Source organism: Limnothrix sp. FACHB-881 (assembly GCF_014698135.1).
Classification (GTDB): domain Bacteria; phylum Cyanobacteriota; class Cyanobacteriia; order CACIAM-69d; family CACIAM-69d; genus CACIAM-69d.
Map to the genome: position 1 here is coordinate 37415 of NZ_JACJSN010000021.1, position 16977 is coordinate 54391.

Consider the following 16977-nt stretch of genomic DNA (forward strand, 5'->3'; position numbering starts at 1 on the left):
GCAGATTTTCCCTATGGATCAGTCCCTTTTCGGTCTTCGGACTCGCTCGGCCCACCTGGCTCGGCGTTATGGCCAAGCAATGCTGTTGACGGTGGCCCTGGTGGCCGGTGGGTTGGCAATGGGGGCAACGGCCCAACCGGCCGCGGCCGCTGAAGCCAACTGCCGTGTGGTCACCACCAACGGCTCACCCTTGAATATTCGCAGCCGTGCTGACAGTAACGCCTCCATTGTGGGCACGATCGCCAAGGGTCGCACCCTGGACGTGATTGGCGGCCCTCAAAATGGTTGGGTACAGGTTCGCGCCACCGTACCCACCGCCAACGGTTCACGCACCGTCGAAGGTTGGGTGGCCAGCAGTTTTCTGCGGCCCTGTGCAGTGGTCACGCCGCCCCGCACTTGCCGAATGGTGGCCACGAGCGATCGCCCCTTGAATATTCGCAGCCGGGCCGATGACGACGCGCCCATCTTGGGTACGATCGCCAAGGGTCGCACCCTGGAAGTCACAGGCAGCGCCCGCAATGGCTGGGTTCCTGTGCGGGCCACGGTCATCACGGGCAATGGCTCGCGCACGGTGGAAGGTTGGGCTGCGGCCGCGTTCCTGCGTCCTTGCACCACGGCCCAAAATCCCCAAAATCCGATCAAGCCGGAATTGTGCCGTCGAGTGGTCTATGGCGAAGGCCTGTCGGTTCATGCCAACCCCGACCTAACCAGTCCCCGGCGCGGCGGTGTGGCGGCCGGGAGTGAAGTGCAGTTGTTAAATCGGGAGTCCACCACGGCCGGGGGCGCGGTGTGGATGCAAATTAATCAGCCGGTTCAGGGATGGATTCCTGTGCGATCGCTCAACCGACCGACGGATCAACTGAATGTGCTGAATTGCCTTTAAGCTCCATCCCGGCGATCGGGGAAGTTGGGTCGCAAGGAAGATCGACCGTCTGAGACAATCGGCTAGCGGATGCAACCCATTCACCAGCCCGTTGGCCCATCCTGTTCATCACCCTGCTGGATTTGCGCCCCATGGGGCTGCCCCAATCGCACCAATCATGCCGACTTCCCGCCCGATCGCCCCTGAGATGATGTCAACTGCTGCCGAGCCGCTGGATCTCTTAATTTTGTCCAACGGCCCCGGAGAGGTCACCACTTGGGTGCGACCGGTGGTGCAAGCCTTGCGGCAGCAGTGGGGAGCGGATCGATCGCGCCTGCGAATTTCCGTGGTTTTGGCCCCCTGTCCCAATGCAACGGGTCAGGAAGCGGCCGTGGTGCAATCATTTCCAGAAGTCGATCGGGTGCAAGGGGCTGCGGCCTTTTGGCCCTTTTTACTTTGGGGACGGACGGTGGAAGGGTGGGATTGGCGCGATCGAGGTGTGGTGTTGTTTTTGGGCGGCGATCAATTCTTTGCCGTGGCGATCGCCCGCCGTCTGGGCTATGGCAGCGTGATCTATGCGGAATGGGATTTACGCTGGCTCCGTTGGGTCGATCGCGTGGGGGTGCGGTTGCCCCGGTTGGCCACCCAAGTTCCCCCCTGGGCCACCTCCAAAGTCGCCGTGGTGGGCGATCTGATGCTGGAGGCTGGCCGTTTAACCCAGTCACCACAGGGCGATCGGGAACGGCTGGCCCTGCTGCCCGGCTCCAAAAGCGCCAAACTCGCCCAAGGCGTGCCGTTATTGCTGGGTACGGCCGATCGAATTCGAGCCGATCGGCCCCAAGCGGAATTTGTGATTCCTGTGGCTCCCACGATCGACCTGTCCACCTTGGCCCGCTATGCCGATCGCACCCATAATCCTGTAATTGACTGGGTTTCGGGCACAACAGCCCGCTTGGTAATACCCGAAGCGATCGCCCCGGCCGATCCCCGATCGCTCCAGAACTTGCCTTACCTGGAAACCCCGGCGGGCACAAAAATTTGGCTTTGGGAGCGATCACCCGCCTGGGACTTACTCAGCAGCTGTGACCTATGCCTCACCACCGTCGGTGCAAATACGGCCGAACTAGGCGCATTGGCTCGCCCCATGTTGGTGTTGTTGCCCACCCAGCAGTTAGATGCCATGCGGGCCTGGAATGGCATTCCGGGGCTGTTGGCAAATCTGCCGGGTTTGGGCGGCCTCTTTGCCAAGTTGATTAATGGCTTTGCCTTGCGTCGGCTGGGGATGTTGGCTTGGCCAAACCTGTGGGCCGGGGAGGCAATCGTGCCGGAACTGGTGGGGCCGCTCACGCCAACGGTTGTGGCTGACCAAGCGATCGCCCTATTGGCCAACCCCACTCAGCTTCAGGCTATGGGCGACCGGTTGCGGGCCGTGCGGGGCGAGCCGGGAGCCGCCGAAAAACTCGCCACTCTGGTCACGGAGTTGCTACAGCAACCCAAAAGCTAGAGAGCGGTTGGGTTTTGATTAGGTGGAGATTGAGCCTAGTGAAAATTGACCCGATACTTCGATTGACCCGGTGCTTTGATCGGTGATGGATCCATCCTAAAGCGCCGCCTAGGGCAACTCCACCGAGGTGGGCTTGGCAATGTGGGGCAGCCCCCAGCCCAACTTTTCACGCAGAATTCGGAAAAACTCCGGCGGTTGCAACCGAATGAACTGGGCTGAATAGGCCGATCGATTCACCCGCACCCGATCGTCCGGCTGTACATAACATCCCGCATTCCCATCCACCACCATCACGATCGGGTTTTGGGTTGCCGAAAAAATTGTGACCGGCTCCGTTTCGGAAAACACCAACGCCCGAGAGGCCAAGGAGTGGGGGCAAATGGGCGCAAGTTGCAACACCGGCACTTCCGGCGCAATCACCGGCCCTCCCGACGACAGGGCATAGGCCGTGGAGCCGGTGGGCGTGGACAAAATAATGCCATCCGCCGCAATATCCACAGGGGAGTGATGCCCGATCGCCACCTCAAAATGGCACATGCTGGTCATGGGTTCCCGGTGCAGCACCATCTCATTCAGGCACAACACCTCCCAAAGGGGGTCATCATCCCGAAAAACCCGCACCTCCAACATGGAGCGGCTTTCCACGGAAAAATTACCCGCCAAGAGCTGCTCGATCGCGGATGGAAGTTGGCTCAGGTAAATTTCCGTCAAAAATCCCATATGCCCGGTGTTGACCGTCAACAGGGGCACCCCGATCGGGGCCAACTGCCGAAAGGCCGACAGCACCGTCCCATCACCACCCAAGACGATCGCAAAATCCAGGGATGGATCAAATCCCGGTGGCACCAACTGCTCAAGCGGCGAAGAACAAACAGGATGGTTCAGCCGCGAGCAACCTAAAATTCCACCGGATCCCGTGGTGGAAATTACCCGACAGCCCCGGGCCGACAGTTGTTCGACCAAATCCGCCGCCGTCTTTTCCGCGACGGGTTTGGCATCGTTATAGATAATTCCAACGTTGGGGCAGGCGCTGTCAGACACGGGCAACGACCGAAGGAGTGAGATGGGCGGGGCAAATGAGGTGGATGAGTCAGTCAGGCTAGGATTCCGTCCTGGTGACCGAATCAGGCGAAACTCATCCTATCGCGCCCCAGCCGGATGCCACTGTGATCGCCTTAAAACCGCAAGGTTTTTTTACGCTTACTTTCCTTGGCCGCGATCGACTGTTCGTAGTCAATTTGCTTCAATTTCTTCAGAATTCGCCCAAAATATTCTTCCAGGTAGGCTTCCAGGGTGCTAATCTCCGCCGGATCAATGCCAAACGCGCGATAGGTTTCCGCCATCTCCGCCGTCAGCGGTTGGCCCGACGAAAACACATCCGCAAAGGCCAGGCGATCGGCCACATTCAAGCTCCACTTGAACCAGCGGGCCGCACTGCGCACCAAATTCAACAGACCCGTGGGCGGGCTGGTGATTTTGGCTTGGCGATCGGACAGTTTTTCGCAGAGGGCGATAATTTCCGCCGGAGTCCAGGCCTTGGGCCCCACCACCGGGAAGGCTTGGCGCTCCGTTTCCGTGGCCGTCAGGGCCCGCACCGCAAACTTCGCAATATCTTGGGTGTCCATGTAGGCCACGGGCGATCCCCGATCGGGCACCCACACCGATTGATTTTCCAAAATCGGGATCGCATACTGACCGATTAACCCTTGCAGAAAGCCACAGGGCCGCAGGATTGTGTAATTCATCTCCAATTGCTTCAGGTACTCCTCCGTGCAGCGCTTGACTTCCATCAGCGGCACTTTGGGAAACTGATTCGCATTCAAAATGGAGAGAAAAATGTAGCGATCGACTCCCGATTCCTTAGCCGCTTGAATCAGATTGACCTTGCCGCGCCAATCCACATCGCGCACCCCCAGGGAATCCGTTGCCCGAGCCGTGGCCGCGTCAATCACAGCGGTAATTTCACCACCGGCAAAGGACGGGGCGATCGTCTCCGCATCGCAAATGTCGCCGCCCACCAGCTCTGCTCCCCACTCCCGCAGGAACGAAGCACGGCTGTAACTGCGAACCAGGCACCGCACCGTGTGTCCCTCATCCAGGGCGCGACGCACGATTTGCCTGCCGAGGGTGCCGGTTCCGCCAACGACAAGAATGCTCATGAGGGACTCGTTACTAATCGTTAACTTTTTATAAGATGTTATCAGAAAGCGCTAACAGCACCACAAGGTGGGATCGCAAGATTTGCAATCAACCACCGTCAACCGACCCTAATTCCTAGGATTCCAGCGCTTTGCGCTTCGGGGCCAGTCTCTTCTCATTTTCCACGGAGCTGAGCTGGGCTGGTGCGATCCCGGCTTGCTAGGCTCATCCATCTCCGAAAGCGACACGATATGGTGTGGGAAGGATCTTGAAACCATAGGGATCGCTTCTCGAAGCCTCGCTCAGGGATTGTTTTCTCCTATCGCCTCACACAAGCCAATCATTTTTCGTTCTCTGTTCCCGAAAAACGAAACGCAGTACCCTGGTTGTGATTGGTTTTGATCGCAAGTGAGTAGTACTAGAGAATTAAGAGCACCATAAATCCCGCACGGGGTCTGGGCTTGGCATCGAGCAGTTAATGCAACGTAGTACTGACAAGGATTCTGGGTATGGCTGCCGATCACTCCTGCATAGAGCTATCCACGATAAGTCCCTCAACCCGTTTGGCGATCGACAAGCGATCGCCCGATGGATCAACAACACCGGCTCCCTTGGTGGAGAATGCCTTGGGCGATCGGGTACTTTCCACCAACATGGCCCAACGGATGGCGGAGGTGTTTGCCCTGTTGGGTGACCCAAACCGCCTGCGGATTTTGTCAGCCCTGGTTCATCAAGAACTCTGTGTTTGCGACTTGGCCGAAGCCGTTGGCATGAGTGAATCGGCAGTGTCCCATCAGTTGCGGGCCTTGCGCAGCCAGCGCTTGGTGGCTTACCGCAAACAAGGCCGCCATGTCTATTACCGACTCAAAGACAGCCACATCCTGGTGCTCTATCAACAGGTCTTGGAGCATTTACAGGAACCGGATGATTAGCGGCCCTAGCGCAACAGTTGTCGCAGCTCAGCCAGATCGGCCGATCGCCCCAGCCGTTCCTTGTAGGCAATCAGATGATGGAGCGACTGCACCCATAGGGATTGGCCAAAGTAGCGGGTGCGGTGGGCGGTTTTGAGATCAGTATTCAGGGGCAAGCGTTTTTGCCCTCGAATGGCGTAGGCGGCTTCGTCAGCGCAAAGATCAACCAACAACCCATTCACATTGAGCCGCAATAATAAGAGGTCAAATTCCGCGTCAATGTAGCGATCGGGCGGGGCGATCGCCCAATCTTGAAAGCAGGCATAGGCCCGATCAAAATCAGCGATCGCCACATCAATATCCAAATCATGCAGGGGCCAAGCGGAGCCATAGAGATTTCCCGCCAGGCCCCCCGTCACTTGGTAGCGAATTTGGTGGGTTTCTAGGCGCTGAATCACCCATTGCACTTGAGTCCACTGATCGGGTCCCATGCAAGGGGGATGGATCGGCAAGGGGACGGGGGGGCGATCCAAATCTGGACGACGCTCGCGGGTGCGCAAAATTTGTTCTTCGCGCCGCCATTGCTCGATCGCCCCGTGATTTCCAGACATCAAAACCGCAGGCACGGTTAACCCCCGAAACTCCGGCGGCCGGGTGTAGTGCGGATAATCCAGCAGCGGTTCCTCAAAGCTTTCGGCCTTCAAGGATTCTTCCTTGCCCACCGTGCCCGGCTGAAGACGCAACACCCCATTGAGAAGGGTGAGGGCCGGAATTTCGCCGCAGGTCAGCACAAAATCCCCCAAGGACACTTCCCGATCGACCAGGCTCATTACCCGCTCATCCACCCCTTCGTAATGCCCACAGAGCAACACCAGTTGATCGCAATTGGCAGATAGGGCCTTAAACAGGGATTGGGTCATGGGTTGCCCCTGGGGCGTGAAGTAAATCACTTCCCGACGAGGCAGTTGCGGCAAAGAGTCGAGGGCCGCCGCGATCGGCTCCGGCTTCATCACCATGCCCACGCCACCACCGTAGGGTTCATCGTCCACTTTCCGATGTTTGTCCGTGGCGAAGTCCCGGGGATTGGTGACAAAGACTTCGGCAATTTGTTTTTGCAGCGCTTTGCCCACCAAGCCCGATCGCAGGGGGGATTCAAAAAAGTCTGGAAACAGGGTGACAAGGTCAAAGCGCATGGTTGAACAATCTAAAAAAACGCGCTAAAACAACGCAACCGCTGGGGGTTTTGTCGTGGGCCTTGGCCTTGGGGCAATGTCGCCATCCAAACCAATGTCCTGAGCATCCCAATGATTGCGTTGATTGCGTTGTTTAGACTAGCTGTTGAACAGCCCAGTTTGGCAAGGGGCGGCAACTCGGAAATTGCGGAAGACTCGAATTTTGAAAGAATCTTGACCGAGATTTCGGCCACCGTCCGCCCGCTCACTGGCTTTTACTGACCGGATAAGATTACTTACCGGGTAAGAATTGCCCGATCGCGTCACGAATTTCGTTGGCCATGCCCATGGCTCCGGCCGCATCCAGGCGCACGACGCTGGGGCCGTAGTCTTCTAGCACTTCCAAAACCGAAATTTTGCCATCGTCCATAATCGCCGTAACCAGGGCCCCGCGCAGGGCGTAGAAGTTACCCCGATCGTAGGGGGGGTAAATGACTTCGCTCACCCGCTTCAGCAACCGCTCACCCACGAAACCATAGGACAGTTTCACTGCGTCGGCGGGATCAATGCCCAAAACTTTCAGGTCGATCGAGGTGTTCAGATAGCCCCGCAGGCGATCGCGCGGTACTTTGCCATAGGATTCGATTTGACCCAGCAAACTATTAAAGCTATCAGAAACCGGTTTATCAGCCGCAAAGTCTTGCAGATCCTTCAGGGTGGCACTGACCCCGATCGGTCCATAGCGAATTTGAACCTGATCCGCCGCCTGGGCCATGGGAGCCAGCGACAACAACGCCGCTCCAGCCCCCAGCAGGGCCCAACGCCCGCGACGCAACAGGCAAGAAAGGGATTTTGCCGGGGCAGCACCCAGCGGGCTAGCAGGGGCGATCGCACACCCCGGCCCGGAATCCGACAAGAGAGAACCTACAGACATAACCATCAGCAGTACCGTCCTTGGATGGGGACTCGTGGGATGGGGACTCGTGGTCGAGTGACAGTGCTTTTGCACCATTTCGGCCAACGCTTCAGCATCAGAGACTTCAGGGAGTCGCAACCAGTCTGCATTGATGGTTGATGGCAATCAAGTTTGCAATGGTGTTTGTTTGCAAGTCAGTTTGCGATCAAATTCAATCAGACTGGTTGCTGCCTCGGTGTGGCGGCCCGGGTCAGGGGAAATCGTCAAGAACCGCAGGGGTCTTACATCACCGCCCGACAGGCTGTACCCCGATTCACCGGCAACCCGAGGACTTCCATCATGGCTGCCATGAACCCACTAACGCGCCCTTCATAAGGTTTCAGATCGATTTGGCTTACGTCGATCGATCCCAATTCCGACAGCAGCGCCGAAAAGTCCCCAGCCGCCGCCTTTTGCAGCAGTGAACCAACATTCACTTGGCGCAACAGTTTATCCAGGTCAGAACCCGGGTCGATCGTGCCAAAGGCCTGAATTGCCCCTTGAATCTTGCTGATGTCGCTGCTGGTCACCCCGGCTTCTGAGAGCAGTTGGTTCAGCTTGGCCGAATCCATGCTGGTCAGTTCCCGCACGGTCAGACCGCCCACCTTGCTGATAATCGGTTGCACCTTGGTTTTAACGCGGGTATAGATTTTGAGTGCTTCCCCCGCATCCACCGTCATGGTTTTCGGTTCAAGCTGCATCAACACATCCAAGGCCGTGACAGGTGCTGCCGAAGCGCGGGACAGCACCTTCTCGATCGCGGCGGTCAAGGGCTGCGCATTGCCCTGGGCGTTGTCGGCATAAAGCACCTGGCTAATGGAGCCGATCACCAACTCACCGGGACAGCTCTTCAACACGGACGGAGCCGTGCGAGCCGCCGCGCTGCCCACTTGGAAGGGGCTTTTCAAAATCCGTTGCAAATCAGCCCGGCTCACTTGCTTGGCCACGTTGGGATCGCTCAGCAGTTGCCCAAAGTCGCCGCTGGCTTGCCCCGTTTCCGCAAAGGTTTTCAGCTCTGCCATGGTGATATCCACATCACCCAGGCCCGGTAACCGCAACACTAACTTATCTAGGGCCAGGGCCTGACCGGCGGCCAAGGCAATCGCCAAGCTACTTCCCAGGGCCACGCTGCCGACTCGGCCAATCCAGCGAATGGCACGTTGACCCAACAGGGGAGGTTGCTGAACTGCTTGAGGTTGTTTGATCGATCGAGCCATGATCCACTCCTTCTCCTTTCTCAATCGGGTTGATACCTGTTTCAACCCAAAATTCAACCCAAAATAGGGTCAGGTACTAATGTTCAGGCATTCGTTCAGGCATCTGTATCAGGCTACATCTGACCGCTGATTAGCCCCGCCACCCATGCCCGATTACTATCGGCTGCTTCATGGGGGTCTGTTGTCCAGAATGGCACGGTTTCCAAACCGGCATTTACCTGGGAACCTGTCCAGCAGTGCCATTGGCGCAATTGGCACAGTATCGATCCTAAGCTTTCCTTCACGATTGAACCTTCTTGATTGCCCCAAGTTGAGAAACTATTCCATGGCAACAGCCCTAATTACCGGCGCTTCTAGTGGCATTGGTGCAGCCTTTGCCCAAGCCCTGGCCGCCCGTGGTGTGAGTGTGATTTTGACGGCTCGATCGACCGAAAAACTCCAACCGTTAGCCCAGTCCCTAACCACCCAATTTGGGATCCAGGCGATCGCCCTGCCGCTTGACCTCAGTGAGCCGGGCGCGGCCGACCAGTTGGCCGCCCAAGTCAAAGCCCTTGGTCAGCCGATCGACTGGTTAATTAACAATGCTGGCTTCGGAGACTTTGGGGAATTCGCCACTCGGGACTTGGCCAAGCAGCGGGCCATGTTGAACCTGAACGTGGTGGCCCTGACGGAGCTAACACACCACTTCTTGCAACCGATGCTCGATCGGGGCCAAGGACAAATCATCAACGTTGCCTCCACCGCTGCCTTTCAGCCCATTCCCTACCTCTCGCTCTATGCCGCCACCAAGGCCTTCGTCCTCAGCTTCAGCGAGGGCCTGTGGGTTGAGTGCCAAGGCCGGGGCGTGCGGGTGATGGCCCTTTGTCCGGGCCCCACCGCAACCAACTTTGCTGCGGCGGCCGAATTCCCCGGCAGCCTGAAGATGCCCAACGATATCGCCACTCCCGAGGCCGTTGTTCAAGAGGCACTCCAGGCGATCACCCAAGGGAAGCCCAATTGCGTTACGGGCGGCTTGGCCAATCAAATTTTGGTGAACGCCGGCCGGTTCATGCCCCGCAGCAGCTTAATCCAAGGGATTGGGAAGCTGTTTCGATCCGCGTCCACAGGATCCGAGGCTTAGCATTCCCGTGAGCACCCCAGGCAGTCGATCGCGCTTGGGGTGCTCAATTTAACTAGCTCAACTTGATCAATTTACGAGTGATTGAGATCGATCCCATCGATCCCCAAATTGATCCCAATGCACCCCAAATTCATTCCAAATTTGCTGTGAATCAAAACCAAATCACCAGCTCTCGTAGGTATCCCTGGCGGTTTCCCAAGGGGCGATCGCCAGGGCCCAACCTTGCCTCAACCATGCCCCCAACGCCTAAAACCGCCATCAAGCCGGTTCGGTAAATACCCCTTCATCATCTCGCCCCCACGAACCACTATAGAAAGCAAGAAATACAGCCAAATTTTCCCAATCGCCTCAGAAGCAGCAATACCCCTATGGCCAAAGTCGTCGGAATTGACCTCGGAACCACCAACTCTTGCGTTGCCGTAATGGAAGGCGGCAAACCCACCGTCATCGCCAACGCCGAAGGTTTCAGAACAACCCCTTCAGTCGTGGCCTACGCAAAAAACGGCGACAAACTCGTTGGTCAAATTGCCAAGCGCCAAGCGGTGATGAACCCCGAGAACACCTTCTACTCGGTCAAGCGCTTCATTGGTCGTCGCTTTGAAGAAATCACCCACGAAGCCACCGAAGTGGCCTACAACGTAGACAACGTTGGTGGAAACGTCCGCATCAACTGCACGGCCAAGGGTGAAAAATACGCTCCGGAACAAATTTCCGCCCAAGTGCTGCGCAAGCTGATCGAAGATGCCAGCAAATATATCGGTGAACCCGTTACCCAAGCGGTCATTACGGTTCCCGCATACTTTAACGACTCCCAACGCCAAGCCACCAAAGACGCAGGCAAAATCGCAGGCGTAGAAGTGCTGCGGATTATCAACGAACCGACCGCCGCATCGTTGGCTTACGGTCTTGATAAAAAAGAAAACGAAACGATTTTGGTTTTCGACTTGGGCGGCGGTACGTTTGACGTATCGGTGCTGGAAGTGGGCGATGGCGTGTTTGAAGTGTTGGCCACCTCGGGGGATACCCACCTGGGCGGCGATGACTTCGACAAGCAGATTGTGGACTTCCTGGCCGACACGTTCCAAGCCAGCGAAGGCATTGACCTGCGCAAGGACAAGCAAGCTCTGCAACGGCTGACGGAAGCCGCCGAGAAGGCCAAGATTGAGCTGTCGAGCGTTACCCAAGCCGAAATTAACCTGCCCTTCATTACGGCAACCCAGGACGGGCCCAAGCACTTGGACTTGACCCTGACTCGGGCCAAGTTTGAAGAGCTGTGCGCTGACCTGATCGATCGCTGCCGGATCCCCGTTGAGAACTCCCTGCGCGATGCCAAGCTGACCAAGACTGACATTGACGAAGTGGTTTTGGTGGGCGGTTCAACCCGGATCCCGGCCATCAAAGACCTGGTGCGTCGCGTTCTGGACAAGGAACCCAACCAAAGCGTCAACCCCGATGAAGTGGTGGCCGTGGGCGCTGCGATTCAAGGCGGCGTGCTGTCCGGTGAAGTTAAGGACATCCTGCTGTTGGATGTGACTCCGCTGTCGTTGGGTGTGGAAACCCTGGGCGGCGTGATGACCAAGATCATCCCTCGCAACACCACGATCCCCACCAAGAAGTCCGAAGTGTTCTCGACGGCGGCCGACGGCCAAACCAATGTGGAAATTCACATTCTGCAAGGGGAGCGGGAGTTCGCCAACGATAACAAGAGCTTGGGAACCTTCCGTTTGGATGGGATTCCGGCTGCGCCCCGGGGTGTGCCTCAAATTGAGGTGACCTTCGACATCGACGCGAACGGTATCCTGAACGTGACCGCTAAGGACAAGGGCACGGGCAAGGAACAGTCGATCAGCATTACGGGTGCTTCGACATTGCCGAAGGACGATGTGGATCGGATGGTGCAGGACGCGGAACGCAACGCCGCCGCCGACAAGGAGCGCCGCGAACAAATTGACCTGAAGAACCAAGGCGACTCGCTGGTTTACCAGGCTGAGAAGCAACTGAAGGAACTGGAAGACAAGATCTCCGACGACCAAAAGGCCACGGCCGAGGCCGCGATCGCCAGCCTGAAGGATGCGTTGCAGAAGGAAGATTACCCGGCCATCAAGACCCAGGTGGAGGCCCTGCAACAGGCGCTGTATACGATCGGGTCGTCGGTGTATCAGCAAGGGGCCCCGGATGCGGCCGCTCCGGATGCACCCACTGGGGATAGTTCGACCGGTGGCGATGGCGATGATGTCATCGATGCGGAGTTCTCGGAAACGAAGTAACTCAAACTCAGGTGCAAAACCTGGCGCTAAAACTCAGGTGAAGCTCAGTCGCTGAAATTCACTTTGTTTTAGGGTTGTTTCAGAGTCATTTCAGAAGCGATCGGATAGGTTATCCCTACCCGATCGCTTGTCATTTAGGATGAGTGCATTGATTGGGTACGAATCCATACCAGGCACAGCAGCAGTGGCAAGACGGGTGACGAGACTATGGTGGGTTGGCTGATTCTGGATGGACTCTTGGCCCTGTCTGGGTTAGGAATTGGGATCTTTTGGGTGCGATCGTGCCAGTCCTTGGCCGGTGCATCGCGGCTGGAGCCGGTGACGCTCGCGGAGATTCCGGCTCGATCGATCGCGGTGGTGATCCCCGCCTACAACGAAGAAGTGAACATCGTTGATTGCGTGCGATCGGTCTTGGCCAGTGAGCTGCCGGACAATGTGGAATTACAAGTGTGGGTTGCCGATGACCAATCCAGCGATCGCACCCTGGCCCTGGCCGCAGCCTTGATGCCCACCGATGCCCGGTTGCGGGTGCTGCGAGTGCCCCCGCGCCCCACGGAGCAATTGTGGTTAGGCAAAAACTGGGCCTGTGTCCAAGTGACAGAGGCGATCGGGGAAACCGTAGATTATTTGCTGTTTATTGATGCTGATGTGCGGTTGGCTCCTGGGGCGATCGGGGCCGCCTTGACCCTGGCCGATCGCCAACAAATCGACTTGCTCAGTTGTGCCCCCCTGTTGGTTTGTGGCTGCCTCTCAGAATGGTTGGTGCAGCCCATTGTGGCCAGCGCCATGGCCATTGCTTTTGACTTCCGCACCTTGAACGATCCCAAATCGCCCACGGCCTTTGCAGCGGGGCCCTTTATGTTCTTTCGGCGATCGAGCTATGCCGCCATCGGTGGCCACGCCGCCGTGGGCCATGAATTAACCGAAGACCTGGCCCTCGCTCGCCAGATTCGCCAAAGTGGGCGGTCGCTGCATTTCGCCCTGGGGTTGGGGTTAATGCGCGTGCGGATGTATCAGAACTTTGCGGCCCTGTGGGAAGGTTGGACCAAGCATTGGCACATTGCCAACCAAAACAACATCCCCAAAACCCTGATCTCAGCAGCGGGGTTATTTGAAGTGTTTGCCATGCCCTGGCTGGGGTTGTTAATCGGGGCGATCGGGCTACTGATTGACGGCCCCTCTCCCCTTGGGTTTGCGTCCTGTGGGCTGGCACTCGCCACCACGATCGCGGTCTGCTGGATGCGCTGGGCGATCGCCCAACAAACGGACCAATCCCTGCGCTACTGGTGGCTGATGGGTGTGGGTGGCGTTTTAGTTTTCGCGATCGCGATCGCCTCAATCATCAAAATCGAAACCGGTTGGGGATGGACTTGGCGCGGCCGCCCTTTAACCCAAAGCTCTTAACTCCTGAATCAAACAAATGACCCGGAAAGCTAACTGGGGAACGATTTTTGAACCATCAAGCAATTGCGCTTTCCATAGCGACGGTAACGCACCCGCCGCGACAATTGCTCCATAAACATCAATCCCCGCCCCGATTCCTTATCCAGAGGGCTGCGCTTTTCCTGCTTCAGTAAAGCCAACTTTGCATCCCAATCAAAGGGATCGCCGTAGTCCCAAATTTGAATATTTAAACAACGTCCGCAACGGCCCACCTCAACCACGATCGGGGTGTGTGGGGGGCGGTGATGGTGCGCATGGCGAGCCGCATTCGTAAATCCTTCCGTCAAGATCAACTGGCACTCCCACAAAAATTGTGGCGGCAGCGATTCAGGAATAGCCCGCTTCAAAATGACATCAAACCACTGCAACAACGAAGGCAGTTCCTGAAGATCCGTTGTGAGGTGCAGGTGCGATTGATGGCTGGTGGGCATCCAGCGGTTATCCGTTTGATAGTCCCACCAATGGTGCAGACGGGGCCCCAACCCCTGAGTCCACCATTGCTGCCAGCGACGAGGCCGCAAGCAATCTCGCAACCAGGCAAGGCGGCCGCGCAGAGATTTGAAGCGGTTTGATCTGATCGAACCTTGAGGACGCGCGCCCATGTGACTCGCCTAACTACATTGCGCCGCTGCTGCGGGAAAACAGAAGTGCGACGGTTTTGAAAATGAGTTTTAAGTCGTGCTTCAAACTCCAATTTTCCTGATATTTCAGGTCTAGGCGAATCACGTCCTCAAATTTTTTCACCGTCGATCGCCCATTAACCTGCCACTCACCAGTCATCCCAGGACGCACATCTAACCGCTGCCATTGGGGAACCTCATAGCGCTCCACCTCATCAGGCGTGGGCGGCCGAGTACCCACCAGGCTCATATCTCCCCGCAACACATTCCAGAATTGGGGTAGCTCGTCCAGGCTGGTGCGGCGTAAAAAACGACCAATGCGAGTAATGCGGGGATCGTTGTCATTCTTGAAGAACGCACCCTCAGCTTGATTTTTAACTTCCTTGCGCCGGGCTTCTGCATCAGAAACCATGGAGCGAAATTTCCAAAGCCGAAACCGCTTACCCATCCAACCGCAACGGGACTGACTAAAGAGAATGGGGCCGGGGCTGTCAAGACGAATCGCGATCGCGAGGGGAACAAACAAAACGCCCAAAATGGTCAGCCCCACCAGCGAACCTGCAATATCGAGGGTGCGCTTCACCCACGATCGCACCGAGGGGTGAGTGGCCGGTGGCAACACCTCTTCTGATGCAGCCTTGGCGCTCATGAGGGCGGTGGCCCGTTCGATCGGCAACATCGCATCCAAACCAGTCATGGACAGCACAGCCATCACTGGCGGCTGCACATCCCGCAGCACAAAGCTCACACCCGTCGCATGGGCCAGCTTATAGCTGCTGACCAATGCACCGATACCGCTGCTATCCACAAAAGCGGTGCGGCTGAAGTCCAGAGTGATTTGAACCGGAAGCGATTCCGATTCACAGAGCATTTTGCAGGTGTCCTTAAAATCAACGGCTTCCAGAACAGAGAGGCGCTCAGGGATATGAAGAACCGTTTCAGTGGTTCCAGCCACAGTTGAAACACCAATACTAGTCGGCTGCGAAGTCATAGAACCGTGCGAATCACGCGATGATTAGCAGTTGAACCTGAAACTGAAGACAGTTACGAATATCCTGTTGCACCCCTAGGAGAATGTCTGAGACGTAACTTGGGGTACTGGCAACGCAAAAGCTGCCTTCGGGGCAGGGGGCCTAAGCCCCTTGTCGTCGATCAATGAGACCCACAAGATAGCCGTTTTGGCTTTTTAGACATCCCCTAACCGATGACTCAGACTTTGAGGGCCTAAACACCGATTTTGCCTTTGCGGTCAGAATACCAGTGCGGGTTTGCAATGGTAGCAATTATGCTGTCAGCTACGACGAATTTTAGGATATTCGATCCGCTCATTCATATATAGCTCATCTGTTGGCAGTTACTGGCCATTTGCGCCTGATTCTGATCGATGACGATCGATTTCATTTGAAATTCCTAAATACTTCTATAGTGTTCGATTGATGGCGTAGCTGATAGGGATTCTAGGGGTCGATCGCCCTGAAACCGGCTCCCAAATTTTGAGAAACCAATACCGCAAAGGGAGCCGATCGCTTCAAAACCGGCCCCATTTCCTCAGCTAGCCGGTCTAAAAGCCGCTAATGCCGTCAGCGGGAGCGCCCACCAGATATGCCACCACTCGATTACCCAGCAGCACCTTCGTATCGCAGCCCACAGACTCGAAGGTGACCTGACCAAAATCAAGGCCGGTGATGCGATCGACCCCTCGCTCAAAGTCCAGAATCGTGATAGTTCCGGGGCGATCGCCCAACACGAACGTATCCCGTCCCGCGCCACCGCCCAAGGTATCGTCTCCTTGGCCACCATCTAGCCAATCGTCTCCATCGTTGCCTAACAGCAGATCTTTGCCCCAACCGCCAAAGAGGGTGTCGTTACCATTGCCGCCGCCCAAGGTATCGTCACCATTCTGACCAACCAACAAATCATTACCTTCGCCACCCAACAGGCGATCGGCATCCGCTTCGCTACCCAGGAGATCTCGGGTCACTCCCCCATCAAGGTCACCAAACAGGGTGTCATTGCCCGCGCCGCCCACCAGCAGGTCTTGGCCCAAATCACCCCACAGAAAATCATCATCTCGGCCGCCCCAAAGGGCATCTTGGCCACTGCCCCCAAAGATGCGATCGCGCCCGGGGCCCCCTTGCACCACGTCATCCCCCGCGTTGCCGTTGAGCTGGTCGTTGCCCGCATCACCGTAGAGGTTATCGTTGCCACCTAGCCCAAAGATGCGATCGGCTCCCTCGCCACCCCGAATTTCTTCGCTGCGATCCGATCCGGTAATGAAATCGCTGGAGTTGCGGCCCAACGTGGCCGGCTGGGCGATCGAGTTCTGCCGAAACTGCACTCCGGGTAAATCCGGCAGCGGCAGCGGCGCGGGCTGCGTTGCCAGGTTACAAACGGGAGCACGCGAACTACCGATCGGCGTAACCGTCGAAATATTCGGGAAAGTGACTCCTGACCCCGAGTTCGATCCGCCATTGATCACAATGCCCCGCGACGCATCGATCACGACTCCCGGGCCACTGGTGGTTGGTGTGCTGCTTCCACCGGTTGGTGTGCCGCCTCCCGATGAGCCTCCAGACATGCCACCTCCAGACGTGCCGCCTCCAGAGGAACCACCTCCAGAGGAACCACCTCCGCTAGCCGTGTCGTTATCAGTATTGGTTGCTGTAATTTCAAACGGTGACAGTGACGTGTACTTAGAGTCGCCAGTTGTCACTGAGCCGGTGATTTTGTAAGCAACCGTACCATCAACAATTGAGTCGTCAACACC

At 57.0% G+C, this 16977-nt stretch carries 13 protein-coding genes and 1 pseudogene; 6 read left to right on the plus strand and 8 right to left on the minus strand.

All coding sequences use genetic code 11. The features are described 5' to 3' along the window. Window positions 1–13: 13 nt before the first annotated feature. Both H6G52_RS16200 and H6G52_RS16205 read left to right on the plus strand, forming a co-directional pair. On the plus strand, window positions 14–883 hold the full coding sequence (locus H6G52_RS16200) for an SH3 domain-containing protein (protein ID WP_190529647.1): 870 nt from the start codon (window positions 14–16) through the stop codon (window positions 881–883). A 157-nt stretch (window positions 884–1040) separates the two neighbouring features. Beyond that, window positions 1041–2366, plus strand: a complete 1326-nt coding sequence (locus H6G52_RS16205) for a lipid-A-disaccharide synthase (RefSeq protein ID WP_242026444.1) — start codon at window positions 1041–1043, stop codon at window positions 2364–2366. A gap of 108 nt (window positions 2367–2474) precedes the next feature. Here the strand turns inward: H6G52_RS16205 and H6G52_RS16210 are convergent, their stop codons facing one another. Continuing rightward, entirely contained in the window at window positions 2475–3407 is a 933-nt protein-coding gene (locus tag H6G52_RS16210; protein ID WP_099532014.1) for an NAD(+) kinase, read from the minus strand. Between the two features lie 134 nt (window positions 3408–3541). Further along, window positions 3542–4525: an NAD(P)H-binding protein gene (locus tag H6G52_RS16215; RefSeq protein ID WP_099531967.1), complete on the minus strand. Its 984-nt coding sequence runs from the start codon at window positions 4523–4525 to the stop codon at window positions 3542–3544. 489 nt (window positions 4526–5014) lie between these two features. Here H6G52_RS16215 and H6G52_RS16220 point away from each other — a divergent pair, with 489 nt between their 5' ends. Then, on the plus strand, window positions 5015–5437 hold the full coding sequence (locus tag H6G52_RS16220; protein WP_099531968.1) for a helix-turn-helix transcriptional regulator: 423 nt from the start codon (window positions 5015–5017) through the stop codon (window positions 5435–5437). 509 nt (window positions 5438–5946) lie between these two features. Here the strand turns inward: H6G52_RS16220 and trmD are convergent. From trmD to H6G52_RS16235, 3 genes and pseudogenes are all read right to left on the minus strand, one after another. Next, window positions 5947–6609, minus strand: a pseudogene (gene trmD, locus H6G52_RS18635) (tRNA (guanosine(37)-N1)-methyltransferase TrmD); the annotation flags it as partial. A gap of 271 nt (window positions 6610–6880) precedes the next feature. Then, window positions 6881–7528 carry an alpha/beta hydrolase gene (locus tag H6G52_RS16230; RefSeq protein ID WP_190529651.1) on the minus strand — a complete coding sequence of 216 codons (648 nt, stop codon included), beginning with the start codon at window positions 7526–7528 and terminating at the stop codon, window positions 6881–6883. Window positions 7529–7785: 257 nt separating this feature from the next. Then, window positions 7786–8760 (minus strand): alpha/beta hydrolase, encoded by a 975-nt coding sequence (locus tag H6G52_RS16235; RefSeq protein WP_190529652.1) that lies wholly within the window; start codon window positions 8758–8760, stop codon window positions 7786–7788. Window positions 8761–9085: 325 nt separating this feature from the next. Here H6G52_RS16235 and H6G52_RS16240 point away from each other — a divergent pair, with 325 nt between their 5' ends. From H6G52_RS16240 to H6G52_RS16250, 3 genes are all read left to right on the plus strand, one after another. Continuing rightward, window positions 9086–9880, plus strand: a complete 795-nt coding sequence (locus H6G52_RS16240; protein WP_190529653.1) for an SDR family oxidoreductase — start codon at window positions 9086–9088, stop codon at window positions 9878–9880. A 368-nt stretch (window positions 9881–10248) separates the two neighbouring features. Then, on the plus strand, window positions 10249–12147 hold the full coding sequence (gene dnaK / locus H6G52_RS16245) for a molecular chaperone DnaK (protein ID WP_099531974.1): 1899 nt from the start codon (window positions 10249–10251) through the stop codon (window positions 12145–12147). Window positions 12148–12354: 207 nt separating this feature from the next. Next, entirely contained in the window at window positions 12355–13551 is a 1197-nt protein-coding gene (locus H6G52_RS16250) for a glycosyltransferase family 2 protein (protein WP_190529654.1), read from the plus strand. A 29-nt stretch (window positions 13552–13580) separates the two neighbouring features. Here the strand turns inward: H6G52_RS16250 and H6G52_RS16255 are convergent, their stop codons facing one another. The 3 genes from H6G52_RS16255 to H6G52_RS18640 form a co-directional block, all read right to left on the minus strand. After that, entirely contained in the window at window positions 13581–14111 is a 531-nt protein-coding gene (locus H6G52_RS16255) for an ATP-binding protein (RefSeq protein WP_190529655.1), read from the minus strand. Window positions 14112–14205: 94 nt separating this feature from the next. Continuing rightward, on the minus strand, window positions 14206–15201 hold the full coding sequence (locus tag H6G52_RS16260; protein ID WP_190529656.1) for a sugar transferase: 996 nt from the start codon (window positions 15199–15201) through the stop codon (window positions 14206–14208). Window positions 15202–15771: 570 nt separating this feature from the next. Continuing rightward, entirely contained in the window at window positions 15772–16788 is a 1017-nt protein-coding gene (locus H6G52_RS18640) for a calcium-binding protein (protein WP_242026445.1), read from the minus strand. Window positions 16789–16977: the final 189 nt, after the last annotated feature.